Source organism: Sphingobium sp. SCG-1, assembly GCF_002953135.1.
GTDB lineage: Bacteria > Pseudomonadota > Alphaproteobacteria > Sphingomonadales > Sphingomonadaceae > Sphingobium.
On sequence record NZ_CP026372.1, the window covers coordinates 2,746,774 to 2,772,500 of the forward strand.

20 protein-coding genes, 2 tRNA genes and 2 rRNA genes (1 of these 24 running past the window's edge) are annotated in these 25,727 nt (G+C 56.8%); 11 read left to right on the forward strand and 13 right to left on the reverse strand.

Going from position 1 to position 25,727, the window contains the following annotated elements; genetic code table 11:
* Positions 1-2 precede the first annotated feature (2 nt).
* The 9 genes from leuD to C1T17_RS12535 all read left to right on the forward strand — a co-directional run bounded on the left by leuD (position 3) and on the right by C1T17_RS12535 (position 10,729).
* Positions 3-638, forward strand: a complete 636-nt coding sequence (gene leuD / locus C1T17_RS12495; RefSeq protein WP_223262586.1) for a 3-isopropylmalate dehydratase small subunit — start codon at positions 3-5, stop codon at positions 636-638.
* Positions 635-1,501 carry an oxaloacetate decarboxylase gene (locus C1T17_RS12500; RefSeq protein WP_104953724.1) on the forward strand — a complete coding sequence of 289 codons (867 nt, stop codon included), beginning with the start codon at positions 635-637 and terminating at the stop codon, positions 1,499-1,501. Before leuD ends, C1T17_RS12500 begins: the two co-directional genes overlap by 4 nt.
* A complete protein-coding gene (locus C1T17_RS12505) occupies positions 1,458-2,246 on the forward strand; it encodes an SDR family NAD(P)-dependent oxidoreductase (RefSeq protein ID WP_104953725.1) in 789 nt (262 codons plus the stop codon). The genes C1T17_RS12500 and C1T17_RS12505 overlap by 44 nt, the downstream gene beginning before the upstream one ends.
* The gene (locus C1T17_RS12510; RefSeq protein ID WP_104953726.1) at positions 2,243-3,178 is read left to right on the forward strand and encodes a 2-hydroxyacid dehydrogenase; all 936 of its coding nucleotides are present in this window, start codon (positions 2,243-2,245) and stop codon (positions 3,176-3,178) included. Before C1T17_RS12505 ends, C1T17_RS12510 begins: the two co-directional genes overlap by 4 nt.
* A gap of 339 nt (positions 3,179-3,517) precedes the next feature.
* Positions 3,518-5,857 (forward strand): TonB-dependent receptor, encoded by a 2,340-nt coding sequence (locus tag C1T17_RS12515; RefSeq protein WP_104953727.1) that lies wholly within the window; start codon positions 3,518-3,520, stop codon positions 5,855-5,857.
* Positions 5,858-5,862: 5 nt separating this feature from the next.
* The gene (locus tag C1T17_RS12520) at positions 5,863-7,233 is read left to right on the forward strand and encodes an MFS transporter (RefSeq protein WP_104953728.1); all 1,371 of its coding nucleotides are present in this window, start codon (positions 5,863-5,865) and stop codon (positions 7,231-7,233) included.
* A 47-nt stretch (positions 7,234-7,280) separates the two neighbouring features.
* Positions 7,281-8,066 carry an SDR family NAD(P)-dependent oxidoreductase gene (locus C1T17_RS12525; protein ID WP_104953729.1) on the forward strand — a complete coding sequence of 262 codons (786 nt, stop codon included), beginning with the start codon at positions 7,281-7,283 and terminating at the stop codon, positions 8,064-8,066.
* A gap of 96 nt (positions 8,067-8,162) precedes the next feature.
* Positions 8,163-9,869 (forward strand): dihydroxy-acid dehydratase, encoded by a 1,707-nt coding sequence (locus tag C1T17_RS12530; RefSeq protein WP_104953730.1) that lies wholly within the window; start codon positions 8,163-8,165, stop codon positions 9,867-9,869.
* Positions 9,866-10,729 (forward strand): NAD(P)-dependent oxidoreductase, encoded by an 864-nt coding sequence (locus C1T17_RS12535; protein ID WP_104953731.1) that lies wholly within the window; start codon positions 9,866-9,868, stop codon positions 10,727-10,729. Before C1T17_RS12530 ends, C1T17_RS12535 begins: the two co-directional genes overlap by 4 nt.
* A gap of 477 nt (positions 10,730-11,206) precedes the next feature.
* Here the strand turns inward: C1T17_RS12535 and C1T17_RS22135 are convergent, their stop codons facing one another.
* The 10 genes from C1T17_RS22135 to C1T17_RS12585 all read right to left on the reverse strand — a co-directional run bounded on the left by C1T17_RS22135 (position 11,207) and on the right by C1T17_RS12585 (position 18,941).
* Complete coding sequence (locus C1T17_RS22135) at positions 11,207-11,326, reverse strand: TetR/AcrR family transcriptional regulator (RefSeq protein ID WP_104955201.1); 120 nt, start codon at positions 11,324-11,326, stop codon at positions 11,207-11,209.
* Positions 11,327-11,383: 57 nt separating this feature from the next.
* On the reverse strand, positions 11,384-12,331 hold the full coding sequence (locus C1T17_RS12545) for a rhodanese-related sulfurtransferase (RefSeq protein WP_104955202.1): 948 nt from the start codon (positions 12,329-12,331) through the stop codon (positions 11,384-11,386).
* Positions 12,332-12,365: 34 nt separating this feature from the next.
* Positions 12,366-12,704 (reverse strand): hypothetical protein, encoded by a 339-nt coding sequence (locus C1T17_RS12550; protein WP_104953732.1) that lies wholly within the window; start codon positions 12,702-12,704, stop codon positions 12,366-12,368.
* Positions 12,705-12,736: 32 nt separating this feature from the next.
* Positions 12,737-13,174, reverse strand: coding sequence for an Arm DNA-binding domain-containing protein (locus C1T17_RS22140; protein ID WP_411269191.1), 438 nt, complete (start codon positions 13,172-13,174; stop codon positions 12,737-12,739).
* Between the two features lie 28 nt (positions 13,175-13,202).
* Positions 13,203-13,276: transfer RNA gene (locus tag C1T17_RS12560), tRNA-Gly, on the reverse strand.
* 87 nt (positions 13,277-13,363) lie between these two features.
* On the reverse strand, positions 13,364-14,404 hold the full coding sequence (locus tag C1T17_RS12565) for a rod shape-determining protein (RefSeq protein ID WP_104953733.1): 1,041 nt from the start codon (positions 14,402-14,404) through the stop codon (positions 13,364-13,366).
* 170 nt (positions 14,405-14,574) lie between these two features.
* Positions 14,575-14,925, reverse strand: coding sequence for a hypothetical protein (locus C1T17_RS12570; RefSeq protein ID WP_104953734.1), 351 nt, complete (start codon positions 14,923-14,925; stop codon positions 14,575-14,577).
* A gap of 53 nt (positions 14,926-14,978) precedes the next feature.
* A complete protein-coding gene (locus tag C1T17_RS12575; RefSeq protein ID WP_189338338.1) occupies positions 14,979-15,941 on the reverse strand; it encodes a cellulase family glycosylhydrolase in 963 nt (320 codons plus the stop codon).
* Between the two features lie 510 nt (positions 15,942-16,451).
* Positions 16,452-17,489, reverse strand: coding sequence for a glycosyltransferase family 2 protein (locus C1T17_RS12580; RefSeq protein WP_189338339.1), 1,038 nt, complete (start codon positions 17,487-17,489; stop codon positions 16,452-16,454).
* A 384-nt stretch (positions 17,490-17,873) separates the two neighbouring features.
* On the reverse strand, positions 17,874-18,941 hold the full coding sequence (locus C1T17_RS12585; RefSeq protein ID WP_104953737.1) for a phytase: 1,068 nt from the start codon (positions 18,939-18,941) through the stop codon (positions 17,874-17,876).
* A gap of 192 nt (positions 18,942-19,133) precedes the next feature.
* Here C1T17_RS12585 and C1T17_RS12590 point away from each other — a divergent pair, with 192 nt between their 5' ends.
* Entirely contained in the window at positions 19,134-21,878 is a 2,745-nt protein-coding gene (locus tag C1T17_RS12590; protein ID WP_223262588.1) for a TonB-dependent receptor, read from the forward strand.
* A 56-nt stretch (positions 21,879-21,934) separates the two neighbouring features.
* Positions 21,935-23,296, forward strand: coding sequence for a methyl-accepting chemotaxis protein (locus C1T17_RS12595; protein ID WP_189338340.1), 1,362 nt, complete (start codon positions 21,935-21,937; stop codon positions 23,294-23,296).
* Between the two features lie 276 nt (positions 23,297-23,572).
* On the opposite strand, the gene C1T17_RS12600 is transcribed toward C1T17_RS12595, so the two are convergent.
* The 3 genes from C1T17_RS12600 to C1T17_RS12610 all read right to left on the reverse strand — a co-directional run.
* Positions 23,573-23,649 (reverse strand) — tRNA-Met (locus tag C1T17_RS12600).
* Positions 23,650-23,733: 84 nt separating this feature from the next.
* A 5S ribosomal RNA gene (gene rrf / locus C1T17_RS12605) occupies positions 23,734-23,848 on the reverse strand.
* 155 nt (positions 23,849-24,003) lie between these two features.
* Positions 24,004-25,727, reverse strand: a 23S ribosomal RNA gene (locus tag C1T17_RS12610); it runs 1,074 nt beyond the window's last position.

Sequence of the window (25,727 nt, forward strand, 5' to 3'; positions counted from 1 at the left end):
GAATGGAACCATTTGTTTCAGTTGCCGGCCCTGCCGCCGCGATCATGCGCAATAATATTGATACAGACCAGATCACCCCGGGTCACACCGGGATGAAAGTGCAGAAGTCCGGCTTTGGCGACGGCCTCTTCTTCAACTGGCGCTATCTTGAGGACGGGTCAAACAATCCCGATTTCATCCTGAACCAGCCGCCATTCACGGAAGCAAAGTTTTTGCTTGCCGGACCCAATTTCGGTTGCGGCAGTTCACGCGAATTTGCGGTCTGGGCGCTCCGCGATTTTGGTGTCCGCGCCGTCATCGCGGCCAGTTTCGGTGCCATATTCACATCGAACTGCTTTATGAACGGCGTTGCGCCGATCATTTTAGATGAAACCGAAGTCAATGCAATCACGGCAGAAATTTCTCCAGCGAGTCCCGAAATCACCGTTGATATGGCGGCCCAGAATGTGATCTCGCCCTCCGGCCGAATATTTCCCTTCCAGCTTCCTGCTCTTCAACGGGAACGGTTGTTGGAGGGGCTCGATGCGATTGACTTCACGCTGAGGCGCGAGCCGGACATCAAATCGTTTCAAGTGGCCGACGGTGCGCGCCGTCCTTGGGTCTACAAAATTACCAGCAGTCGTGAGATAGTGGCATGAGCAGCTTCGTTCCCCTAAAGGATTTGCTCGCCCAGGAGTCCCCTCTTAAGCTCCCGGTGGCGCACGACGCGCTATCACTTCGCATGATACAACGTGCCGGCTTTCGAGCTGGAACGATCGGAGGATTTGGGGTTATCGGCTGTCGCCTGGGACTCCCCGATCTGGGCCTTGCAAGTTTTGGCGAGATAAGCTCCGCCGTGCGTGACATTGCGGGGTCCGTAAGCATTCCTCTTATCATCGATGGCGACGATGGCTATGGCGACGTGAAGAATGTCGTGCGGACCGTTCGCACTTATGAAGACATGGGTATAAGCGCAATTGTGCTCGAGGATCAGGTGAGCCCCAAGAAATGCGGCCATATGGTCGTTGAGCGTGAGATTGTGCGGGTTGAAATGGCGGTTGCCAAACTACGGGCCGCGCTCCACGCCCGAAAAAACCCGGAGTTCTCCATCATCGCGCGCACCGACGCTCGCCATGTCGAAGGCCTCGACGCCGCAATCGAACGGGGCCATCGCTATATCGAAGCTGGCGCCCAAGCCCTCTTTGTTGAAGCCCCAACGTCCGTAGACGAATTGGAGAAGATCGGGAAATCGTTCGATGTTCCACTGCTTGTAAATGCGGCGGAAGGCGGCCGTACACCGATCCTTACGCCGGAGGAGTATAAGGCGTTGGGGTTTTCCATCATCATCTATCCCGCAACACTGCTTCTTCGCATGGTAGGCATGTTCGAACGTACCCTCGCTGAATTGCGGCATGGGCGGTTCGCCCACGAGGGCAAATTGCCGGAATTCAACATCCTTACCGATGTCATGGGCATGAATGATTGGATGGACATTGACCGTCAATTCTCTCCAGAAGCCTGAAGCGGAGGGACGCCGGACACTGATTACGGCTTCCGCTACGGGCATCGGAGCCATCCTCGCTGAACGCGCCATATCCCGGGGATATGAAGTCATCGTCTCGGACTGCGATATCGCGGCCGGTCAAGCGCTCTGCGAGCGCCTTAATTGCCGTTTCGAGCGCTGCGATCTGGCGGTGGAGGCAGAGGTGGTCGATCTCGTCCAGCGCGTCGGAGCGGTTCATCTACTGGTAAACAACGGTGGCGTCTCCGGCCCCACCGTGCCGCTCAGTGCAGTCACCAGCGCGCAATGGCGACGGGTGATGGAGGTGAACGTGACTGCCCAGTTCATTGCGTGCCGGGAAATGGTCCCGTTGATGCTTGCGGCCGGTAAAGGCGGCTGCATCATCAATATGTCGTCGGTCGCAGCGCAGATCGCCTATCCCTGCCGCGCGCCTTATGCCGCTTCAAAGGCCGCAGTGCTGGGCTTAACAGCAGCGCTCGCCCGTGAGGTCGGACGAGATGGTATTCGCGTGAACGCCATTCTGCCCGCCACCACACGAGGTGACAGGATAGATCGAGTGATCGCGGCATATGGCGAGGCGAATAAACTTTCTCTCGATGACGCCAAATCTCATTATCTCACACGCCATGCGGACGGGCGCCTCGTGGATCCCGAGAATGTAGCAGACACGATTCTGTTCCTGGCGAGCGACTCCGCGCGTTCGATCACCGGGCAGTTTGTCCGGGTAGACGGGGGTTTTCAATGACCGAAGTGCTGCAAACAGCGCGTTTGCCCGTCGAACGCCAACCACGCGATCTCCTGGAAGAAGATGTTCCAGTCCTCGACGAGATGCAAGACGCGGAATCGTGGCTGGACCTTCATGGTGCCGAAGTTCGGTGCTTGGTGACCCACGCGATGCGCGGTGCATCACGTGAACTGATCGAGAAACTTCCCAATCTGGCTCTCATCACCAACTATGGCGCTGGACTCGATCTGCTTGATCTGGAACACGTGCGGGCAAAGGGCATTAGCATCGCCGCATCGGGTGATATCCTGACTGACGATGTCGCCGACCTTGCCATCTGGCTTGTCTTGACGCTGTTGCGCGGCAATGGCGATGCGGATGCATTCGTGCGCGCGGGCAATTGGCGCAAAGGCCCCTTCCCTCTTGGTCGCGGCGCAAGCGGTAGACGCCTTGGCATATTAGGCTTCGGACGGATCGGACAGGCGATCGCGCAGCGAGGGCGGGCTATCGGCATGAGCACGGCCTATCATAGCCGTAGAGGGACGATTGCCGCACGGGCCCTTTATTTACCTACCCCCCATGCGCTGGCCGCTTGGTCGGACCTGCTTGTTCTCGCTCTGCCTGCAAACGATGCCACCAAGAGGATCATCGATGCTCACATCCTGGAGGCGATCGGCCCACAAGGAGCACTTGTCAATATTGCACGGGGCAGCATCGTCGATCAAGAAGCGCTGGTTTCAGCGCTTAACGATGGGAGGCTCGGCGGCGCCGCGCTTGATGTATTCGATGACGAGCCCAGGATCGACGAACGCCTTCTTACCGCGCCGCGACTGTTGCTCTCGCCCCATCTGGGCTCTGCGACATCAGACAGTCGTTTGCGAATGCTGGATCATGTGGTCAAAACAATACGACAATGGCGGAGCGACAAGGCGGTGAGCGGGCTGCTCCCCTAATCCTGAACGGCATCCAGACGATCGCTTAAGCTTACAAACCCCGACCCATGAGCCGATTTGGCATAGACCGCACCCCGTGTCGTCCCAACGTTGGCATGCTGATAGTCAGCCATCCTAATTGTACCATCGCCAATAATTCTCCGACCAGACGGTTTATTTTTTCTCGATACCTCGCATGCTTTCCCCTCGCCTATTAGATGAAGTGTGTAAACATCTGATCTAACGCGATATTCCTGAGACATCAGCGGAGCATCGCGCATCCCGTCAACACTTGACACACAATTTGTATACACGGATACAGCGGAGGCATAAAATTCGATGTAGTTGGGGAGAGAAGTGATGTCAGTGGCAACCCGGCGCGGGACGGCAGTATTGCTTGCTACGGCCGCGAATTGTATTCTGGGAGCGCCCGCTTTTGCCCAAGCGGCGCAACAGGCGGATGCGGCCAGCGCAGATATCGTCGTAACAGCCCAGCGGCGTACCGAGCGCCTGCAAGACGTTCCCATTTCCGCAAGCGTGATCGGTGGCGCCGAACTGCAACAGCGCAATACCAGCACACTGGAATCACTGTCGGCGCAGACGCCTGCTGTCGTCGTGACCAAAGGCGGAGCTGGTAACCGCCTATCCATTCGCGGCATAGGTTCTGGGGACAACAACCCGCTGTTTGAGCAATCGGTGGCAACCTTCGTGGACGGAATTTACCAAGGTCGTTCGCGCTCGAGCGGCGCTGCTTTTCTCGACCTTTTGCGTGTCGAGATTCTTAAAGGACCGCAAAGCGTCTATTTCGGCAATAACGCCATTGCGGGTGTGCTTAACCTCGTCTCCCGCGACCCTGGGGAGGCGCCTGATGGATATTTGCGCAGCGCGTATAATTTTAGTTTCGACTCCGCCACGGTTGAGGGGGCATTTGGTGGACCTGTTAGCGATACATTGGGTATCCGTCTGGCCGGTACCGCGACACGCGGCGATGGTTATATTCGTGACGAGACCATAGGTATTCGCATCCCGCGCGTTCGATCCTATGCCGGCCGGGCGACCATTAAGTGGGAGCCGACCCAGAATCTAAGTTGGGCGATAAAGGCTAGCGCCGAGCATTTGCGCCAAACCGGTGCCATCTCGGACGAGATCGCCTACTGCCCGCCCAATCCCCTTTTCACTGGCGGGGCAACCGGAAGCTGCCTCGCCGCGCTGGGCCTGGCGGAGGATGTGGTTGTCAACCAGCGTCGTTCGCATAGCCGCGGCCAGGGCATTGATACGGATGCCTATGCGCTGTCATCCAATCTCAACTACGATGCCGGCCCCCTCCAGCTATCATTGCTTACGGGATATGCGCGCACGAAATATGACCAGCGGCTGGACTCGGATGGAACGAGCGCGACATTAGCGCACTTCACCACCCCCGAGCGTTTCACGCAATTCAGCCAAGAGTTTCGCATTGCAACGCCACGCGGCGATGTTGTGGCGTTTGACGCGGGCCTATATTATCAGCGTGAGCGCATCCACGGGGGTGTTAATTATAACTTCGCTGCGCTTAACCCGAGACTGACGGGACGTTTTGCTGCACTTGCGCCGATTGGCAATTATGGCGCATTCGATGATTATGTACAGAAGTCCCAGACAATGGCGGCTTATCTCTTCTTCACGGTGCGACCTGCAAAAGCAGTCACCCTGAGCTTTGGCGGCCGTCAGAACTGGGTCGACAAGTCGATCGTCCTCAACCAGGGCTTTGGCTATTCTCCTGGGGTATTCGGCTCAATATCGCCCTACCCTACTGTCGCCTTGCAGCAGATCGGCGACGCGTTCGGACTTGCTGCGGGTCTGGGCGTGACGGGTACCCGGAAGTCACGGCGGAGCGATGAGCATTTCAGCCCCTCAATCGTCTTGTCCTACGAGCCAAGTTCCGAACTCAACATATATGCCAAATACACCAACGGCTTCAAAGGCGGAGGCTTCAACGGACTTGAGCATACGGGGAGTACACTGGCGCTGACATTTGGCCCGGAATATGTGGACGGATATGAACTGGGCCTCAAATTGCAACTTTTCAACCGCCGACTAACGGTTAACGTGGCTTTGTTCCGGAATGATTTCGACAATCTTCAGGTCTCGACATCACAAAATTTCGGGGCAGGAGTCGTCAACTCAATCGGTAACGCTGGCGGCGCACGCGCCAAGGGGCTTGAGCTGGAAAGCCGGCTTCGCTTAGGCAGAGGGTTCTCAACGGGGCTGAGCTTCACATTGCTCGACTCTAAATATACCAGCTATCCACTCGCGGGCGGGAGTGCGCTGGATGTCCAGCAAGGCAGGCCCTTCGTCGATCTTTCTGGAGCGCGGACCCGCTATGCCCCCCGTTATAGCGGAAATTACGACTTAGATTACATCAGATCTCTCGGCGCCGGGCTTAAGCTGCATCTGAACGGTAGCATGTTCTTCACCAGCGCGTACAACTTCTCCAACAATAATGATCCTTTCCTTTCTCAAGGCAAATATGCTCGCTTGGGTGCTATTGTCGGTATTGGCGACGAAAGTGACCGGTGGGAAGTGTCGGTAATCGGAAAAAATCTGACCGATCGAACAGTCCGGATTTTTGGAACAAATCTCGCTCAGTCTCGCGGATCCTATCTCATTGGCACGGATGAACCGCTCAACGTCACCCTTCAAGCACGCGTGAATTTCTGACCGTGATGGAAGGCGACCAGCGCAAAGGCGATTTGAACCGGAAAGAAGCTGCCCCGTTAGGCGAGGATGCCCCAAATCCAATACAGACAAGTGGTGTTGGTCCTTGGGGAATCGTCATCATCTTCATGATCCTTTATGCCTTGGCCTACTTCGACAAACGGCTCATCACTTTGCTGATCGAGCCAATCCGGCAAACGATTCACGCTACCGATCTTGAAATGAGCATCTTGTCAGGTACCGCGTTTGTATCCTTCTACGTAATTTTCTCCTTCCCGATCGGTTGGGCCGCAGACCGTTTCTCCAGGCGTAATATCATCTTTTGGGGCGTAGTGAGCTGGTCGGCATTCGCGACATTTGGCGGCTTCTCAAGGACGTTCTGGCACCTCCTTGGTTCTCGCTTTGGCGTTGGCGCGGGGGAAGCATCCTTGATGCCCTCGGCCCATTCGATCATCGCTGATATCTTTCCGCGGGAGAAGTTGTCCCGTGCTTTAGGCGTGTTCACTTTGGGTGCTTTCCTGGGATCTGCCTTGTCCTTCGCTATAGGCGGCGCACTGTTATCGCATTTCGCAGGCCAATCGAGGGTCTCGCTTCCGCTGATAGGGGATGTGTTACCGTGGCAGGCCGTTCTGCTTCTCGCCAGCGCTCCTGGCATTCCACTCGCTTTCTTGCTTTTCCTGTTTAAAGAGCCAATGCGTTCTGGGCGTGTGGCCGCTAGCCACTCAGAGCCGAACTCAAGTTCAAACGCTTTTTTCCGACGACATTGGCGGTTCTTCGCGCTGCATTTCAGCGGCTTTAGCATCTTGAGCGTCATGACCTCAGGACTCGCGTCCTGGTTGCCGACGCATATGCTACGCACGTTCTCTGAACCCATAGGTCATGCTGGCCTAATCCTCGCCGCGCTCCAGTTGACCGTAGGCCCGGCTGGGATGCTCCTGACGGTGCGAACGGTTGATCGGATGTTTCGCGCGGGGCGCAAAGATGCGCACATGACATTCTATGTAGTCGCGGCCCTTATCTTATCGTGTGCGGGCATTCTCGTCGGCGTCGCCCCCAACGCTCGCGTCGCATATGGGGGCGTGATGGTATTCGACATGTTGCATGGCGGCTTTCTGCCCGTTGCAGGCGCGGTTCTCCAACTCGCCACCCCGGCGCAGTATCGAGGCCAGGCTACGGCGATTTTCTTCGTTTGTTACAATGTCGTGGGTCAGGCCTTTGGCCCTATAGCGGTTGCTCTTGCTACCGATTATCTGTTTGCAAGCGAAGGTCGGATTGGCGCTTCGATCGCTCTTACCTGCGCAGTCGCTGGCCCACTTTGTGCCTTCCTCCTCTACGCGAGCCGCAGTTCGCTACGCTCTGTGCTCGCGGAGGCGGAATAAGGTTTCTCTCCCGAAAGCCGAACGCCAAAAGAAATTGGAATTTCTGCATGATCATCGATTGGGTTAAGTCTAGCCGACCCCTGGCGGGAAAAGTGGCCATCGTAACCGGCGCAGGTCGCGGTTGTGGACGTGCAATCGCCAAAGGCCTTGCTTTGGCAGGCGCCGATATTTGCTGCGTTTCGCGTTCACAGGCAGAATTGGAGAGCCTAACGCAGGAGATCGAAGTCAGCGGTGGGCGAGCGCTGCCCGCGGCGGCTGACGTAACCGACCTAGCGGCGATCGAAGCAATGGTCGCTTCGACTGTTGAGCATTTTGGCGGAGTCGATATTGCTGTTTTAAGTCATGGCGTGGCGCTCGCCATCGGTCCCATCGATGAAACCGCTCCTCAAGAATGGCGCCGGACGGTAGAGGTCAATCTCGTCGGGACCTATCATTGTCTTAAGGCCGTGATTCCCGCGATAAAAGCGCGAGGCGCAGGAAAGATCATAATCGTGGGTTCAGGCCAAGGCCATAATGGTACGGCCGCCACTTCTGCCTATGCCAGTTCCAAAGCCGGAACCTGGGCGCTTACGCGCTCGGTTGCAGCCGAGCTGATGCCATACAATATCAGCGTGAATGAGTTACTCCCCGGCAATGTTCGCACCCAGCTTTATGAACAGACATTCCATAAAGTGGCCTCCTCGACCCCGGAAGGAGGGGACTCAATAGCAGCAAAACGTTCGCAGGAATGGCTGAAGGAGCCCGAGGACGTCATCCCTCTCGCCCTTTTCATGGCCTGTCAGCCGGATATCGGACCCAGTGCGCAGAGCTTTAGCCTGATGCGCAGGAGCTAACTGTTACCCAGAATCAATAGGGAACCAGACGAAGACCGCGGCTGCAGATACGGGATTAATGGGCGGTGGCGAGTAAGTGTTGGCAAGGGAGGTTGCATGACCGAAAGGCATTGGAGATCATCAACGATCTACGAGGGCGTTGTACGTACGACCACCCGTGCCTTCCTTTACGCTTTAGGACAGGATGACGAAGATATTGTTCGTCCCCATATCGGCGTGGTTCATACCGGAGGGGAAATGAGCCCCTGCAATATGCTGCTCCGCGACCAGGCACTGCACGCAAAAACAGGCGTCTCAACCGGTGGAGGTACACCGCATGAATGCCCGGTTGTTTCGGTATCCGACGGATTGTCGGTCGCCCATTCCGGCATGCGCTTTTCCCTGCTGTCACGAGAGTTGATCGCAGATAGCGTAGAGGCCACTACTCGCGCGCATCAGTGGGACGGTCTTGTTGGGCTGGGTGGCTGCGACAAGAATATGCCAGGGATCATGATGGGCATGATTCGATGTAACGTGCCCTCTGCCTTTCTATACGGAGGATCGGCCCTACCTGGCCGGAGTGGGGGCAAGGACGTAAACATCGTCGATACTTATGAAATGATCGGAAAGGTTTTAGCGGGGGAAGCGGAGGAAGCTGAACTTGCCGCAAATGCCCGGATCAGCGTTCCCACGCCTGGCGCCTGCGCTGGACAGTATACCGCCAACACCATGGCCATGGTTTCTGAAACAGTCGGTCTGGCATTGCTTGGCTCGTCAATGGTTCCGGCAGTATATTCCGCGCGGGCGCCGCTCGCGCGCCGAACGGGTCGGGAGCTGATGAGAGCTGTCTTGAACGACGGACCGTTGCCTCGTGATCTCGTAACCCGCGCCTCGCTGGAAAATGCAGCTGCGCTGGTTGCTGCAACAGGCGGATCGACTAACTCCGTCTTACATTTGCCGGCGCTCGCCCATGAGGCGGGGCTGCGCTTTACAATGGAGGACGTTGCCGAAGTCTTGGCGCGAACACCATTAATTGCGGACCTGAAGCCAGGTGGCCAGTATCTCGCCCGTGACGTGTACGAAATCGGAGGCGCACCAGTTATTCTGAAGGCGCTCCTGCAAGGCGGCTTTATCAACGGTGATACGCCGACCCTTACTGGAGTGACATTGGCTAAAGCCCTGGAGCAATTTCCCAACGCCGACGGTCGGGTGGTAAAACCGGCGGATCAAGCGATCGCGCCAACCGGCGGCCTGACGGTCTTGAAAGGAAATTTGGCCCCTGATGGCGCTTTGCTGAAAGTTGCAGGATTGCGCACATTGAAGCATCGCGGACCCGCAAGAGTATTTGAGTCTGAAGAGGAGTGCTTGGTCGCTGTGCGCGCTGGTGCCTATTTAGCAGGCGATGTGATCGTCATCCGGAACGAAGGTCCTAAAGGCGGCCCAGGCATGCGGGAGATGCTGGGGATAACTGCCTTGATCTATGGACAAGGTAACGGTGAAAAGGTTGCGCTGATAACTGATGGACGGTTCTCGGGCGCGACGCGAGGCCTGTGTATAGGGCATGTCGGTCCGGAATCTGCTGACAGCGGTCCTATCGCCTTCCTTCGTGACGGCGACATTATCGCGATTGACGCAAGCGCCGCGGAGCGGAGCCTCATGGTTGAAATCACAGGAGAAGAACTAGCACTCCGTAGCGGCGAAGGCTTTGCGCATTCTCAACGCAAACTGGGTGGGGCACTAGAGAAATACGCGGCCACTGTTGGGCCCGCTCGGCTCGGTGCCGTCACGCATTCGGGCGGTGTCGTGTGGGAGCGAGATGGATGATCGGGTTTGCGGGGTTAGGTGATATCGGCATGCAAATGGCCCACCGGTTGGCAGTCGTTCACGGCAAACTCACTGTGTGGAACCGCACTGCAAAACGATCGGAATGCTTGATTCACCTGAAGGGCGTCTCAATTGCGTCATCGCCTGAAGCGCTCTTCCAGTCATGCGAGTTGATTGGCCTTTGCCTCACGTCAGATGTCGCAAGTGGTGAGATAGCGCGACGTATGTTCCCTTGCGCACTCCCCGATGGAAAACGGCGGATAATTGTCGACTTTTCAACAGGAAGCCCCGACGCGGCGCGCCGTCTGGCTGAAGAAGCCGAACGACATCGTGTCGATTGGATCGATGCGCCGGTTTCGGGAGGCCCCCTCTCAGCTGCCGAGGGCACCTTGACCCTTTTCCTTGGCGGAAAATCAGACGTTTTGGAGACTGCCGCGCCACTGCTAAAAGCCGTGAGCGCGCATCGGACCGCCATCGGCGGTGCCGGTGCGGGCCAAGCCATGAAGTTGTGCAATCAGATGATTGTCGCAAATACGATGCTGACACTTGCCGAAACGATCGCTGCGGCCCGCCAGGCCGGTATCAATGTCAGCCTTTTGCCCTCCGCGCTACGTGGAGGACTGGCCGATAGTGCGCCTCTCCGTCTGTTTGGCCCCCGCATGGCAGCCAAGGAGCATAGCCCGCGGCTTGGGTCTATTGCGCTTATGGAAAAGGACTTGGCGCTGGCTCGAAAGATGATGTCACGCCCCGAAAGCTGGACTCCCATGTCCGATTTATGTGCCGATCTTTTATCGCGAGCCGCAAATCCTGAAGCTGACCTGTCCTGCCTCATCGACATCTTCCTCAAGACTGAACGATGATCTTTTCAGGCAGCAAGCGACATTTTGGCGGGCATCTGCCTTCGCCCTAGAGGTCTTCACGCGTTTTCTGGAATTCGCGGGCCCGCAGAATAGCCGACTTTGAGGATAACCGGCGATCGCTGCGGAGACTTCGGGGCGCGTTTGAACAGTCCGTTGAAATCTCACGAGTCAAGAATCTAAGCGGCCTTGATCATTATAGCATGACGATGCGCGTGGTCGCGAGCACTTGCTCTGGAGCCTTCGTAGCGAAGCGTGCGATCAGTTGCGCCGGCGCCTCCCGTCAATGCATCCTGGCTCCCGTGGCGCAAACCTAACTAGGTATGAGCCTCACCCAATGTAGAGAATGCCCTCTGGCTCGCGATGACGGGGAATGTTTTGTGACAACGTCATATCCGAAACCGGAAAAAATCGCCCTCCTTCCCCGATCCGTCGATCGAGGCCGAGCAGCCCTTGATCTCTTTCACGTATCGCCCAAATTTAGCAAACAACGACGGCAACTTTCGTTGGAAAAAACTGGTAGAGCGATCCAATCGCGACGTCGACATGACGTGTGATCGAATTTATTGAAACCGAACCGTAGCCATCTCTCGCAAACAGTTCCTAGGTGGCCGAAAGCAGCATGCGCTGACTTCCAGAGGGTTTGAGCCGAAAGTTTTAAAAGATTGGACGCTTTCTTTCGTCGCTCGGGGCCCTGGCACCAATATGCGCCACGCCACGTGTCCTGGCGAGATGCTCCTGCCGGTCGCGTTCGGCATAACCGGCGCGCTGGGCATCCGTGCGGGTTCCATAGCAGGCCGGACAGCTTACTCCAGGCACGTAGAGCGGTGAACCCTGATCTCCACTGCTGACCGGTAGGCGGCAGCCGTGGCACTGCACATGGGTTCCAGCTTCAAGTCCATGACCAACCGCGACGCGGTGGTCGAAGACAAAGCATTCACCTTCCCACAGGCTTTGCTCAGCAGGGACGGTCTCGAGATATTTGAGGATACCGCCCTGAAGATGATAGACCTCGTCTAGCCCTTCGCCCTTCAGGAACGCTGTCGATTTCTCACAACGAATTCCGCCGGTGCAGAACATCGCGATCTTCGGCCGATCGACTGTGCCGAGCAGCCGCTCGCGCTCCGCGCGGAACCAGGCGGGAAAATCCCGAAAGCTGGCAGTCTTTGGATTGATCGCACCGGCAAAACTGCCGACCGCCACCTCATAGTCGTTGCGCGTGTCGATCACGATCGTGCCGGGTTCGCTGATCAGGGCGTTCCAGTCCTGTGGCGACACATAGTGACCAACGCCGGTGAGCGGATCGATCCCGGGCTGACCCATCGTCACTATTTCGCGCTTCACCCGCACTTTCATGCGATGGAATGGCATGGTCTCGGCCGTGGCGTATTTTACCTCGAGATCGCGGAATCCCGGCAGCCGGCGGATAAATGCCAGGACGCTTTCGATCGCGTGATTCGATCCGGCGATCGTGCCGTTGATCCCCTCGCTGGCGAGCAGCAGCGTTCCCTTCAATCCTTCGGTGAAGCATATTAGCGCCAGTTCGCGGCGCAGGGCATTGCAGTCGTCTAGCCGGGCAAACTTGTAGAGCGCGGCCACGCGAATGGAGGAGGGGGAACCGGTCAGGGCAGCAGACCTTTCAGCGCTGCTTTTTGGCAATGGTTGCCGTGAAGTCTGGATCCTTGTTCGCCACCCATTCCACGAACTTCCGCACGTTCGCGTTGTCTAGCAGGCCAGCGACCTCCATCCCGTGGCGCTGAAGCTCAGAATTGGTAAAGTTGGCGATTAGCGTCTGCTGGCAGATGGAGTGCATCGGCACGACATCTCGACCTCCACGGCTCTTGGGCACAGGATGATGCCAGACGATGGTTTTACCGGTCGGACGACCACATAGCCAGCAAAGTACAGGCGCTGCTGGCGCCTCGTCTTCTTGCGGGAGATGGTCATAGGGATCATGTTTCGAACGTTTTCGGGCCATATAGCGATCAAACTGCCTTGATTTCGTTCAGCCTATAGCGACACGAACGCCTGCATCCCATGTCCAAATTCATAGTGCCGGCTTTTGACTGATAAAAAAACAACAGTTCCCTCCAAGCTGTGAATGGCGGGATAGGTGCCGATCGCCAGCTTTCGCTCTCTCCCGTGCATTCGATACTTGAACCGCCAAAGCTTGCCACCAGTGGGCTCGACCTGAACGAAGAGTACAAGGCTATCGCCCTCTTGTATGACTTCTCCCGGGGCTTTGCGTTTCAAATTGCAATGTCGGTAAGTGCCATGATCCAAAGCCTTTTTCCGCAATAGGCCCCTATGCTGGGGGCTTCTTGAAATGCCCGGAACCGACCACCCCCTCGAAAGGCCCCCACACGGCACGGATGCGGCCGGAAAGAGATGGTCAAATCTGGACAACCGAGGACACAAAAGTCCAAGGTTTCTGCGGTTTTTATACACTAAGGAGGGTGATTTTTGAAGAGGGAGCTGGAGCGGGTGAAGGGAATCGAACCCTCGTCGTAAGCATGGGAAGCTTCTGCTCTGCCATTGAGCTACACCCGCAAGGTGCTTCACTGCGATTGCCACAGCGCATTGATACTCGTCAATGAAAACATCAAACCGCTGCTGGCGGTCTGATTGTACGGATGCCTATCCGATCGTCAGCACACCGTCATATGCTGTGTCCTCCAGCGCTCTCCCCGCGCCCATTGCCACGCACATCAAGGCATCGTCCGCAATCTTTACCGGCAAACCCGTCGTTTCCGACAACGCTTCGTCAATCCGGCCCAACAGCGCCCCTCCCCCGGTCAAAGTGATGCCTTCGTCGATGATGTCGGACGACAGTTCGGGCGCGGTTTGCTCCAGCGCGGACATGACGGCGCTCTTGATCTGGCCAACCGGTTCCGCCAACGCGTCTGCGATCTCCGCTTCGGTGATGGTAATTTCCGCCGGGCGGCCATTGACCAAGTCGCGTCCCTTGACAGTCAACGTGCGGCCTTGGCCTTCTGGCGCTACAGCGCTGCCGATCAGATGCTTCACGCGTTCGGACGTCGCTTCGCCGATCATCAGGTTATGGGTGCGTCGGACATGCGAAGATATGGCATCGTCCAGCTTGTCGCCCCCGACGCGCACCGAGTTGCTGTAGGCGATCCCTCGCAACGAGAGCACGGCGACTTCCGTTGTGCCGCCGCCGATATCCACCACCATTGCGCCGCGCGGCTCAGTGACGGGAAGGCCTGCGCCAATCGCGGCCGCCATCGGCTCCTCAATCAACTGCACGCGGAATGCTCCTGCATTGGACGCCGCATCGCGAAGCGCCCGGCGCTCCACCATCGTTGATCCCGAAGGCACGCAGATCACGACTTCATGCCGCCGCCCGAAACGGCTGCTGCCGCCCAGCGCCTTATCCACGAAATGCTTTATCATCTGCTCAGCGACGTCGATATCGGCGATAACGCCGTCTCTCAAAGGGCGGATGGCCTGAATACCGGCAGGCGTTTTGCCCATCATAAGCTTCGCCTCGTTGCCTACGACCTTCACCCGCCGAATACCATTCTGTGTCTCGATAGCGATTACTGACGGCTCGTTGAGGACGATGCCGCGGTCTCGGACATAGATGACCGTGTTCACAGTGCCCAAATCGATGGCCATGTCGTGTGTGGACGACGAAAAGAATTTGGGTAACTTCATGAAGCTCCGGGCGATTTACGTTGCGGATAGATTTTCGCGGGCTTGGGCGGACAGAGGAGGCGCGTCAACAGCGGACTGCGCCAGACCGCACGTTTCCCGAGGCTGATCGAATATGGCGCCTGTAACTCAGAGCGCAAGAGGCATATGGAAGTGCCCTGCCCCCGCTCGGCCTATCCGCTCGTTTCTTCCGCGTCGGCTCCTTCCGCGATCACCGAGTCCTGCACCCGGTAAGGATCAATCTCGCGTGCGGTAAATTGAACCGTTTCCACCTGCGTATCGTCGGCCGGGGTAGCGCTGGCCTCTTCGTCTGACAGCGGCGCAGGCTCCTCCGGCTGAGCAAATGAGCCGGGGATTGCCAAAGCGGGAATGGCCGGTGCTGGACCAGCCTTCGGCGGATCGGCGATGACGACAAGATGCCTTTGATCCGCGTCCGGCCCTTTTGAACAGGCGCTTACAAGCGCAAGAACTACGCAGCCAAGGATAAAGCTGCCCGAGCGGCGTCCGGTTGGAAATGCGAACATGATTTTTCCAGTGAAACGCCCGCCAGCGGGAAGCTGACGGGCGAGTTGTCCCATCAGCGACCCACAAGCGTGGTCAGATAGGCGCTAGGCGCGGCGGCCGCGAAGGTGCCCTTCTTCGGCTCGATCTTGTAGAGATAGCTTTCTTTCCAGCCATTGCCGCCACCCCACCAGCTTACGCCGACATAGGTGTCAGGCAGCGACCGCATACGCTTGATCGCGTCCTTGCCAAGGGCATCGCAGACCGGATTGACCTTCGTGCTGTTGCCGAAAGCGAATTCGCCGACCCACACCTTCAGTCCACGGGCCTTTGCCGCGAGATCGGTGTTCCAGATCAGCTTCGTGCCGGTCGTATTGCTGACGCAAACCGGGCTTGTGCCCGAGCCATCGGAATCCGGGTAGCGATGGCCCGACACCATCGTGAGGCCCAATGGATCCTTCAGCCCACCCGCGCGATCGAACGAGCAGGCCGGGCTTTCACACGCCTTCGATGCGGCTTCGCGCTTGTCGAAACGCACCATGCCCGACGATCCGCGCCATTCGATCAACAGCTTGTGCTTGAAGCCCGCTTTGCGGAACGCCGCAATGCCTGCGTTCACTTCGGTAGCATAGGATTTGCCGGTCTTAGGGTCGGCCTGATACGACGCGCCCTTGCGCGGCTCATTCATCGTGTCGATCATGACATAGGTCGTGTTCGGGAAGTTCTTGATGAACGATGCCCACCAGGCCGCCTCATTTGGATCGAAGGTCGCCCCATAATCATGGCGATCCAGGATGACATAGACGCCCCGCTTGACGGCCGCATCTACAACGGCCTTGATCTTGGAAACTATGGCAGGATTGCTGGCCTGAGCGCCGCGAAATGGCAGCCGAATTGCGCGGAAGCCCTTGTCAGCATAAATGTTAACGGTGCTTGCCGAAGGACAGAGTACACCGTCAGCCGCAAACTCACATCCGGAGAGATTTACGCCCATCAGCGGAGAATTGCTCAAATTGATGTTGCGCGATGCTTCGGACACCACTGGAGCGGCTTGGCCAGCGCTTGATAGGCCCCCTAGCCCCAAAGAAAAAACGATAGTTGAAACGGAAAGGAAACGATTTAAAAGTAAAGACATAGCTGTGCATCCCCGCATCTTCTGCTGGATCATGCGCTAAACGTAAATTATTAACGTGGATTAAAAATTCGACCAATGGTGTCGCGATATGGGTATGTCGAATGGATGCGTCGTTGGTTGAACGACAGGACCTGTTTGACGGGTCGGCTGAGGATGCAGAGGTTTTAAGGGCTCCAGCACTCAAGCGGAGTTTCCTCGCTTGAAGCGTAGAACGCCGACGGTGATGGTGACCAACTTATACTGATAGCGCCGAGCCATTCTCGCTACAGCCTTGGGACCAATCGGACGATGTTCGCGACCTTATGTGAGCCTTTACCGCTGGCGTGAGGAAAAAGCGTGTTGCCGCAGTCAAGTGACTTAATGGCCTTGATGCACGAACCGCAATCCTTCGTCAGGACGCCTACAAGTAATACATCACAGCTTGAGATATGCCGGGATCGCGGCCTTCGCCCACCTAAAAGCGGCAGAAGAGGCGAAACCCGTGGGTGGACTACTGACAAGGGCCTGTAAGGCTGCCCCTGTACCGATGCGGGCCGCCATCGCGCGACATGCCAAAACCCAGAAATAATCCCGTGCCAGCTTAAGCGACGCTTCTTCAAGCACCTGGGTCCGTGCGTTCGCCGCTTGCAAACCACTCAACCAGACACGCGCCCACGCCAGAAATTCACTGCCTACCTCAGAGCCTTCTATCCTGGATTTGCCTAGCAGAACATGACGCTGGAGATCGTCTTCACACACTTTCATTCCTATTCGATCCAGCATTGGTCGAGCTAATGTCGCCGTCCGCTCATGAATCTCACATTGTCGCTGATGTATGGTTTGACCGCGATGCAAACGTCGATCGATCAGAACCCGCGGAAGGTTCGCCAGAGTATGTTTTTGCTGGAGACGAAGGAACATTTCGATGTCCTCGCATACCGGATATGCCGGATCATACTGGTAATTTTTCAGAACCTCCGCTCGCCCCGTGACAGAAGATTGTTGAAAAGCTGATCGAAACAGCAGCCAGGCCTCGATCATCTGCGCGCAAAGCGGCGGCACACGAATTCCTGACCTGCGCGTGCCGTTGGAGCGCAGCTTGCCAGCGCATGCTCCCACCATGGCTATGGCCGGATTCGCCTCCAGAAACGCAACTTGTTCGGCCAGACGATTGGGACGCGCGATATCATCGCTATCAAGCCACGCGACGTATTTACCTCGCGCGGTTTCGAGAGCACTGTTACGCGCGGCGGGAATGCCAAGGTTCTGCTTGTGCTGGATCAATCGCACGCGAGGATCGTCGATATCATTGATGAGTGCGGCCGTAGTGTCCGTCGATCCATCATCGACAATGACGACTTCAATATCGCCAAGCGTCTGCTTCAACGCACTTTGTATGGCATCGCCTACAAAACAAACCCGGTTGTAGGTGGGGATGAGAACAGAAACCATGGGGGCGGCGGTGCGCTTCATGCACCCCCCAACATTATTCCACCGAACACCACGCATCTCATGTCACACTTGAGGATCAGCACCTGCGCGCTCCTGCTAGGGAGAAAGCGAATGCTACCTGTACAGAGCAAACGACAGGCAGGGAGTTCGCTTGCGGCTCACTAGCTCCCTTGATGTGCGATTACTGCAACTTAGGTTTGGCAGCCTACGCAGATAGGCCCTGCGGTGCCCCAAGCTGATATAGACGCTGGCGTGCATGAAAGTGCGGCTGCAAACTTGAGGCAGCGCTTCGTGGGCAGGTCACTAAGCCTTAGTCGGGGTGACGATCCCAAATGTGGATCGGTGATGAACCAGATCACACGCAGGCCGGGAAGGCCAATCCTTGCATAAATAATAATCCTACCGTCACTCTCCTTTGGGCAAGTTCAGGGCAGTCGCAATGTCCTGCCATGCCACAAGTTTGAAATTCTGCGCGCCTTGTGGATTATAGCCATCCTGCGCAACCAAGAGGCCCCCTGGAAAGTTCGGCCCGAAATCGCCTAGAGAAAAATCTATGCCATCTGTTTCTTCAGTGCCGCCGACCGCGCCCGCGCTGATGCGAAAGCGCCCGACATAGCTGTTGTCCGCAAGAGTATAGAGGACATAGGCATTGTCGCCCTGGCTCGACAGTACGACGTAGCCGCCACGAGCACCCTCCGGAATGAGGGCTACACCTTCGGCATCCGCAACGATATTCCTTCCGTCCGCACCCGCGATCTTGAACGGGATTTTCGATCCGTCGGCCGCAGCGTCGAACCGCCACAAACCGACATCCTCTTCGGTCACATACAACAAGCCGGTGCGGTCATCGACGGCACACCCTTCCGATTGCGTGCCGAGCTTCATGGAGCGCACGATTTGGCCCTTCGTAGTAACGCCGGACAGATCAAGAGCGACCTGATTTATTGTGCCATCCTTCAATACCGAAAATGCGGATACGCGGCCGGCGGAACGGCCAAGGCAAACGCCATATGCCTCCCCGTTTCCTGCGTCTACAGTTCCCAAGGCCGTCAGCTTTGCCGTATCGGGGTCCAGCCTGAACAGCGCAAGCTTCGCATGCATCAGGTCGTTACGGTCACTAGCTACGGCCAATATTCCCCTGCCGTCAGCGAAGATCACATCGTCTCTAAGGTCTATGTTGTTGACGCGCCCTGCGTTCACGAAGTCACGCACTTTACCATTCAAGCCGTAAACATAGATGCCCGCCTGCTTGTCCGTGCCAAGAACGAGGCTGGCCGATGGGTCGGAGCGGTTACGCCAGATCGCTGGATCATCCGCAGCATCGGCATTGGCCGTACCGACAGGAACAGTCTCTCCCCGCGCCTGCACCGTCGTCGCAGACGAGACATGGGCCATGCGCATCTCGCCTGGCACCTCGCTTACCGCGCAACCCCCCGCAAGCATCGCAACGGCAATTATAACCCAATTTCGCATGTGGCGCCCCCGTGTTCGATGCGCTGCTTTGGCGCCGCTAAATGACAACGCCGTTACAGCGCCGCAGGATGACGCTCACAAAACTGTAGTGATTGCGTAACCATCGCGTCATCGAAGCGTCGCCTGCGTGTCTTTTACCAAGGCTAAGTGCGCCTCGTCTCACCTCTCTGGCGAGCAACAGGGGAACCACCAATGACCAGCCTTTCCACCCAGCGGCCGTTCGCTGTGCGCAGCAACATGCGGGTACTTCTTTCCTGCGGCATCGCGCCTTTGACACTAATCGTCGCGCAGGCCCACGCACAAGATACGGCCCCTGTGGATGAGGCAAATGCGGACGCAATCGTGGTAACCGGCACCCGCCCCATCGCAGAATCGGAAGCAGCCGCGCTGCAAGTTCAACGTCTATCTGAATCTCTTGTCGCCGTCGCAGCCTCCGATGGTGTTGGACGCTTGCCGGACCAGAACATCGCTCAGGCTGCGGGCCGCCTACCTGGCGTAGCGGTTCAGCGCGACCAGGGTCAGGCCCGCTACATAAGCCTTCGCGGCGCACCTATCAACTGGACCACATTGTCCATCGACGGTGTTGCCATCGTAAGTCCCGAAGGCCGCGATACGCGTTATGACAGCATTCCCTCAGCCATTGCATCGCAAATCATCGTGCGCAAGGCCGTAACGCCCGACATGACCGGGGAGACGGTAGCAGGCAACGTAGACGTGAAGACCCGCTCCGCCTTCGACTATGATGGCTTCCATTTGTCCGGCAAATTGGGCGGCGGCTATGTCGAACTGGGCGAGCGTCAGGAATATGAAGGCCAAGCCGTGATCTCCAATCGTTGGAACACCGGCATCGGCGAGATCGGCGTCTTAGTGGCGGGCAGTTATTATCAGCGGGACATGGTCACCGACAATTTCGAAACGGATTGGGAAACGGTGTCGCAGGATAACCAGCCCGGCAACGCCGAACGCATCTGGGCGCGCGAAACCGAAAACAAGCTATATCGTCTGACCCGCAAGAACTATTCGTACTCCGGTCGCCTCGACTGGAAGCCAAGCGAAGGCAACCACATCTTCGCACAGTCGATCTTCACGACGTTCACTGACGATGAAGCACGCGACAACTTCCTCTTCGATCTGGATGATCGCCAGTCTGCGGACCCCAGAGCGGCCACGCCTTGTCCGGTAGTGACCAACACCAGCCCAAACAACAGCGGCTATGCGAACGTCTGCATCGGGAACACGCCGTTAAAGGGCACAGAATACGGTATCGACATCAACCAGCGGGCGACCTTGCGTGCTTTCGAACAATCGATCTTCACCAATACATTGGGCGGAGACCATGAATTTGGCGAAGGCTGGAAACTCAACTGGAGACTGAACTATACGCGTGCAAAGGATGACCGTTCGGTTGTCGGCGAAGCCCGCTACGAAAGCCCCTCGACTCGCAATTTGCGTCCTACCATCGCCTATGACTTCACCGATCCGCAATTAGCGAAGGTCACCCTCTTCAGGACGACTGGCGGCAATAACGGCCCCTTCTCGGCTGGCGCCGCCGTAACCAACATCGACGACTTTACGCGCCCTCTGGTATCGCTGACATCCGGCAAGTTCGTTGACGTCACCAAAGCGTACACTGCCAAATTCGGCGTCAGCAAGGAACTGCCCATGTTGGGTGGCGAAGCGACCATCACCTTCGGCGGCCAGTTCGACCAGCGGACGAAGGAGGCGAACGAAGCGCAACTTTCCATAACGGGCGCACAAGCCGGCACGGCGGGTATCAACATGACCTACCTTCCCGACTCACTCGATACGCCGTTCAAGGGCAAGATCCCGCTCGGCTATACCTTCCGCTACTTCGACAAGGACAAGATGCGCGAGAACGTTAAGAAGGCGCAGACAATCGCGAGTTATGTTCCCTTACTTGAGAATTACTATAACGTGCGGGAACAGGTGTACGCAGCGTATGTGATGGGCACCGTCCGCTACGACTGGGGCAGCATCCTTGGCGGCGCAAGGGTAGAGCACGTCAAGAACCGCGGTCGCGCTTTCGTTAATGGCAGTGCCGCAACGCCTATCGAGGCCGAGAACGAGCTGACAGGAGTCTATCCGAGCCTCCATTTCAATTTTGACGTGGCGTCTGACAAAAAACTGCGTCTATCCTTCAACAGTGGCGCGGCCCGTCCTGACTACGATCAATTGCGGCCGAATTTTACTTACAACGACAGCGATCAGACCGTCTCTGGCGGCAATCCAGATGCCAAACCGGAGCGGGCTTATGGGGTCGACGCATATTTCGAATGGTATGTGCAGCCTCAAGGCTACATCATGGTTGGCGCATTCTACAAGAAAATCAAAGATGTGCTATTCGATAGCAGCCGCACCTTCAATTCCGGCGCGCTGAGCTTTGGCGGCGTTGATCGTTCCTCCTACACATTCGACACAATCCTCAACGGCGGTGACGGTTACATCTACGGCGCGGAGGCAGCGATCCAGCACCAACTCGAACCTTATACCGAAACGCTGGGAATTCCGGAATGGATGGGCGGCTTCGGCATTTCGGCAAATCTGACGTTAAACAAGAGCCGCGCGACGACGCCCGAGGGTGAAAAGGTGTCGCTGCCCGGAACGTCCGACGTCGTCTATAATATCGGCGGCTACTACGAGAAATTTGGTCTATCCCTGCGTCTCAACTATCAAAAGCGCACCGAATGGCTGGATACGCTTGGCGCTCCGGCCGATGGCGGGCATCAGTATTGGGCGGCGGATGACGAAATGGACTTGTCTGTTCGCTATGCAATCACGCCGAATTTTGAAATCTATGCCGACGCATCGAACCTGCTCAACCAGCCTGGCCGCCGGTATGTGCGGGATTCGCAGTACACCATCGAATGGGAGCGCTTTGGCCGCCGCTACACTGGCGGCATCAGAGTGAACTTCTGAAGTTGTCGGCTGGCGACCACGTCGCCAGCCGGTATTCGTGGCGAAGACGCCAAGCTATGGCACAAAGAACCCTGCGCATGGTTGCGACGGCGGAGATTCCAATGCTTCACACCGCCGAACAAATCGGCACTCCGATCAGTGAACTCCGGAAAACTGTTCCAGTCAGCTATCGCCACAGCATCTCGCATACCGCGCAGTTAGTCGATGCACTTGACCTGTTTCAGGCCTACCCTCAAATGAGGATGCTTCCCGTGGTGGACGATCATCAGCGGCCCGTGGGGGCAATTTTTGAGCAGGACATGCGGCTCATCCTGTTCAATCCCTACGGCCACGCGCTGTTGAAAAATCCAAGTTACGGCGCGCATCTGCACGGGCACATTCGTCCCTGCCCTGCTGTTGAGGCTACGGCTTCGATTGAAAACCTCATCGACACCTTCGCGCAAGTGAAGGGGCATCGGGAGGGGCTTATTGTAACGCAGGACGGCCGCTATTGTGGGGTCATTAGCAATGCCGTGCTGCTGCAACTGGCGGCGGAACGAGACGCGGAGGCGGCTAAACACAAAGCGGCGCGTCTTCAGCGTTTACAAGATGCGAGTGACGAATTCCGCGCCGATGCGAGCAACTTGGCAGCTACATTGGTGGCCATAGCAGGCGAACTATCCGATGCTGCCGAGACCATGGCGGATAGCGCTTCTGAAAACAGCAATCGAGCGGCTGACGTTGCCGCAGCTGCATCGCAGGCTGCGGCAAATATGACGGAAGTCGCCAGCCGGGGTCGAAGTCTTGCTGAATCAGTGCATTTAGTCGAGCAACAGGTTGCACAGGCACAGACCGCCACGCGAGACGCCGCCGTGCGCGCTGAACAGAATGATGCCCAAACGCATCTCCTTAGCGGCGCCGCGCGCGAAATTGGTGATGTGGTGTCACTGATCGACAGCGTTGCAAAGACGACGACGACGCTCGCCTTCAACGCGGCTATCGAAGCTGCGCGTGCGGGAGAGCCGGGAAAGAGCTTTGCGGTCGTTGCTCATGAAGTGAAATCCCTTGCTCAGCAGACGCGCGAGGCAACAGGCCACATTTCGAAACGCGTCACAAACATCCAGCAGGCGACCGAGAAAGTATTCGAGGGCCATGAACGTATCGCCCTCGCTGTGGCGGACATGAACATCCTATCCGAATCCGTCGTTTCTTCGGTGGTCGAGCAGAGCGCTGCTATTCGGTCGATCACGGCAAATGTCGACGAAGCCAGCAGAGCGACGGGTCATATTCATCTCAGCTCTGACGACATTCATCAAAATGCAGTCAGGGCCGCTCGGGATGCTGGGAAGATTCATCAGCATTCCAGAGCACTTTCAGCGCAAGCTCAGTCGATGCGGCTTCGCCTAGAGAGATTTCTGGATATTGTCCGAACTTCTTGAATCAACACTAGCTGTCATGGTGACATTGCTGCTTGGAGGCGGTTTAGGGGGTTATGTTGATCGCGGAGATTTGAGCTGGCGACGTCGAGGTGATGCGGCGTCATGCAGCGCCTGCGGGCGAGCTGCGTGAGGTGTAGGTTTTGGGAGGTTGGGTTGTGGGGGCAGGATTTGAACCTGGGGCCTTCAGGTTATGAGCCTGACGAGCCGACATCACAGAGGCAGTCCGGGAGACTGCCTGACTGATGACGTGGGCTGTGGTGGAGCGTAGGCGACCTGTGGTTGCGGGAGTAGGATTTGAACCTACGACCTTCAGGTTATGAGCCTGACGAGCTACCGGGCTGCTCCATCCCGCGCCAGAGGCACGACCAGAGGTCACCAACATCATGAATGGGTTTTGTATATCCGAACGGGAGCGTATCTTATGCGCCAGCTTCAATGCCTGGCGACGACCTACTCTTCCAGTGCTTGAGCAATAGTACCATCGGCGCGGTCTGGTTTCACGGCCGAGTTCGAGATGGGATCGGGTGGGTCACAGACGCTATGGTCACCAAGCAATGAAGCGGGCGCATAAGGTTGCGTTATTGTTCGGGTTTTAATCGATGCCGTGCACTATTGGTTATGACCTGTTTATCGGGCTGCGAAGATCATCCTTATCACCGTCAATGGGGTTACTGGTTATGTCCAGCATTGTCATTGATGGTGGGACTCTCAAGCGCGAAAAGAGCAATTAGGACTGGTTAGCTCCATGCGTTACCGCACTTCCACATCCAGCCTATCAACGTGGTGGTCTTCCACGGCTCGATGAAATCTTATCTTGAGGGAGGCTTCCCGCTTAGATGCTTTCAGCGGTTATCCCGTCCATACATAGCTACCCTGCTGCACGCCTGGCGGCATGACAGGTACACCAGAGGTATGTTCAACCCGGTCCTCTCGTACTAGGGTCAACTCCTCTCAAATTTCGACGCCCACGGCAGATAGGGACCAAACTGTCTCGCGACGTTCTGAACCCAGCTCACGTACCACTTTAATTGGCGAACAGCCAAACCCTTGGGACCTGCTCCAGCCCCAGGATGTGATGAGCCGACATCGAGGTGCCAAACGATTCCGTCGATATGAGCTCTTGGGAATCATCAGCCTGTTATCCCCGGCGTACCTTTTATCCGTTGAGCGATGGCCCTTCCACGAGGGACCACCGGATCACTATGACCGACTTTCGTCTCTGCTCGACTTGTCAGTCTCGCAGTCAGGCGGGCTTATGCCATTGCACTCTAACAGACGGTTTCCAACCGTCCTGAGCCCACCATCGCGCGCCTCCGTTACTCTTTAGGAGGCGACCGCCCCAGTCAAACTACCCACCACAGAGGGTCCCTGTACCGGATAACGGTACGAGGTTAGACATCAGAAAACAGCAGGGTGGTATTTCACCTATGGCTCCACATCATCTGGCGACGATGCTTCAAAGCCTCCCACCTATGCTACACAGCTCTTTCCTAATGCCACTCTGAAGTTGCAGTAAAGGTGCACGGGGTCTTTCCGTCTAACCGCGGGTACTCCGCATCTTCACGGAGAATTCAATTTCGCTGAGCATGTACTGGAGACAGTGGGGAAGTCGTTACGCCATTCGTGCAGGTCGGAACTTACCCGACAAGGAATTTCGCTACCTTAGGACCGTTATAGTTACGGCCGCCGTTTACTGGGGCTTCAATTCAGAGCTTGCACTCCTCCTCTTAACCTTCCAGCACCGGGCAGGCGTCAGACCCTATACGTCGTCTTGAAGCCGACTTAGCAGAGTCCTGTGTTTTTGCTAAACAGTCGCTACCCCCTGGCCTGTGCCCCCCATGAGAGCTTGCGCTTACATGGGGCCTCCTTCTTCCGAAGGTACGGAGGCAATTTGCCGAGTTCCTTCAGTACACTTCTCTCAAGCGCCTTGGTATACTCTACCATCCCACCTGTGTCGGTTTAGGGTACGGTCTATAATGGAGGGGCTATTTCCTGGGACAACTTCCCTGCCTGGATCAATCCGATAAGACCAGACAAGTTACGCCATCCGTCACACACCTCCAGGCCCACGAATATTAACGTGGTTCCCATCGACTACCCCCTTCGGGCTCGTCTTAGGGGCCGGCTTACCCTGCTCAGATTAGCTTTAAGCAGGAACCCTTGGGATTTCGGCGAGAGGGCATCTCACCCTCTTTATCGCTACTCATGTCAGCATTCGCACTTCCGATACCTCCACGACCCATTACCAGATCGCTTCATCGGCCTACGGAACGCTCCGCTACCGCGTGATCGTAAACGATCACACCCTAAGCTTCGGTACGTATCTTTAGCCCCGTTACATCTTCGCCGCAGGATCTCTTATTTAGACCAGTGAGCTGTTACGCTTTCTTTAAAGGATGGCTGCTTCTAAGCCAACCTCCTGGTTGTTTTG

Bases quoted from the DNA above. Each gene is read 5' to 3' on its own strand.
- C1T17_RS12585 (WP_104953737.1), bottom strand. From the start codon at position 18,941: ATGCGAAATTGGGTTATAATTGCCGTTGCGATGCTTGCGGGGGGTTGC.
- C1T17_RS12500 (WP_104953724.1), top strand. From the start codon at position 635: ATGAGCAGCTTCGTTCCCCTAAAGGATTTGCTCGCCCAGGAGTCCCCT.
- C1T17_RS12565 (WP_104953733.1), bottom strand. From the start codon at position 14,404: ATGAAGTTACCCAAATTCTTTTCGTCGTCCACACACGACATGGCCATC.
- C1T17_RS12595 (WP_189338340.1), top strand. From the start codon at position 21,935: ATGGCACAAAGAACCCTGCGCATGGTTGCGACGGCGGAGATTCCAATG.
- C1T17_RS12550 (WP_104953732.1), bottom strand. From the start codon at position 12,704: ATGGCCCGAAAACGTTCGAAACATGATCCCTATGACCATCTCCCGCAA.
- C1T17_RS12525 (WP_104953729.1), top strand. From the start codon at position 7,281: ATGATCATCGATTGGGTTAAGTCTAGCCGACCCCTGGCGGGAAAAGTG.
- C1T17_RS12535 (WP_104953731.1), top strand. From the start codon at position 9,866: ATGATCGGGTTTGCGGGGTTAGGTGATATCGGCATGCAAATGGCCCAC.
- C1T17_RS12570 (WP_104953734.1), bottom strand. From the start codon at position 14,925: ATGTTCGCATTTCCAACCGGACGCCGCTCGGGCAGCTTTATCCTTGGC.
- C1T17_RS12515 (WP_104953727.1), top strand. From the start codon at position 3,518: ATGTCAGTGGCAACCCGGCGCGGGACGGCAGTATTGCTTGCTACGGCC.
- C1T17_RS12580 (WP_189338339.1), bottom strand. From the start codon at position 17,489: ATGAAGCGCACCGCCGCCCCCATGGTTTCTGTTCTCATCCCCACCTAC.
- leuD (WP_223262586.1), top strand. From the start codon at position 3: ATGGAACCATTTGTTTCAGTTGCCGGCCCTGCCGCCGCGATCATGCGC.
- C1T17_RS12590 (WP_223262588.1), top strand. From the start codon at position 19,134: ATGACCAGCCTTTCCACCCAGCGGCCGTTCGCTGTGCGCAGCAACATG.
- C1T17_RS12505 (WP_104953725.1), top strand. From the start codon at position 1,458: ATGATTGGATGGACATTGACCGTCAATTCTCTCCAGAAGCCTGAAGCG.
- C1T17_RS12530 (WP_104953730.1), top strand. From the start codon at position 8,163: ATGACCGAAAGGCATTGGAGATCATCAACGATCTACGAGGGCGTTGTA.
- C1T17_RS12520 (WP_104953728.1), top strand. From the start codon at position 5,863: ATGGAAGGCGACCAGCGCAAAGGCGATTTGAACCGGAAAGAAGCTGCC.
- C1T17_RS12510 (WP_104953726.1), top strand. From the start codon at position 2,243: ATGACCGAAGTGCTGCAAACAGCGCGTTTGCCCGTCGAACGCCAACCA.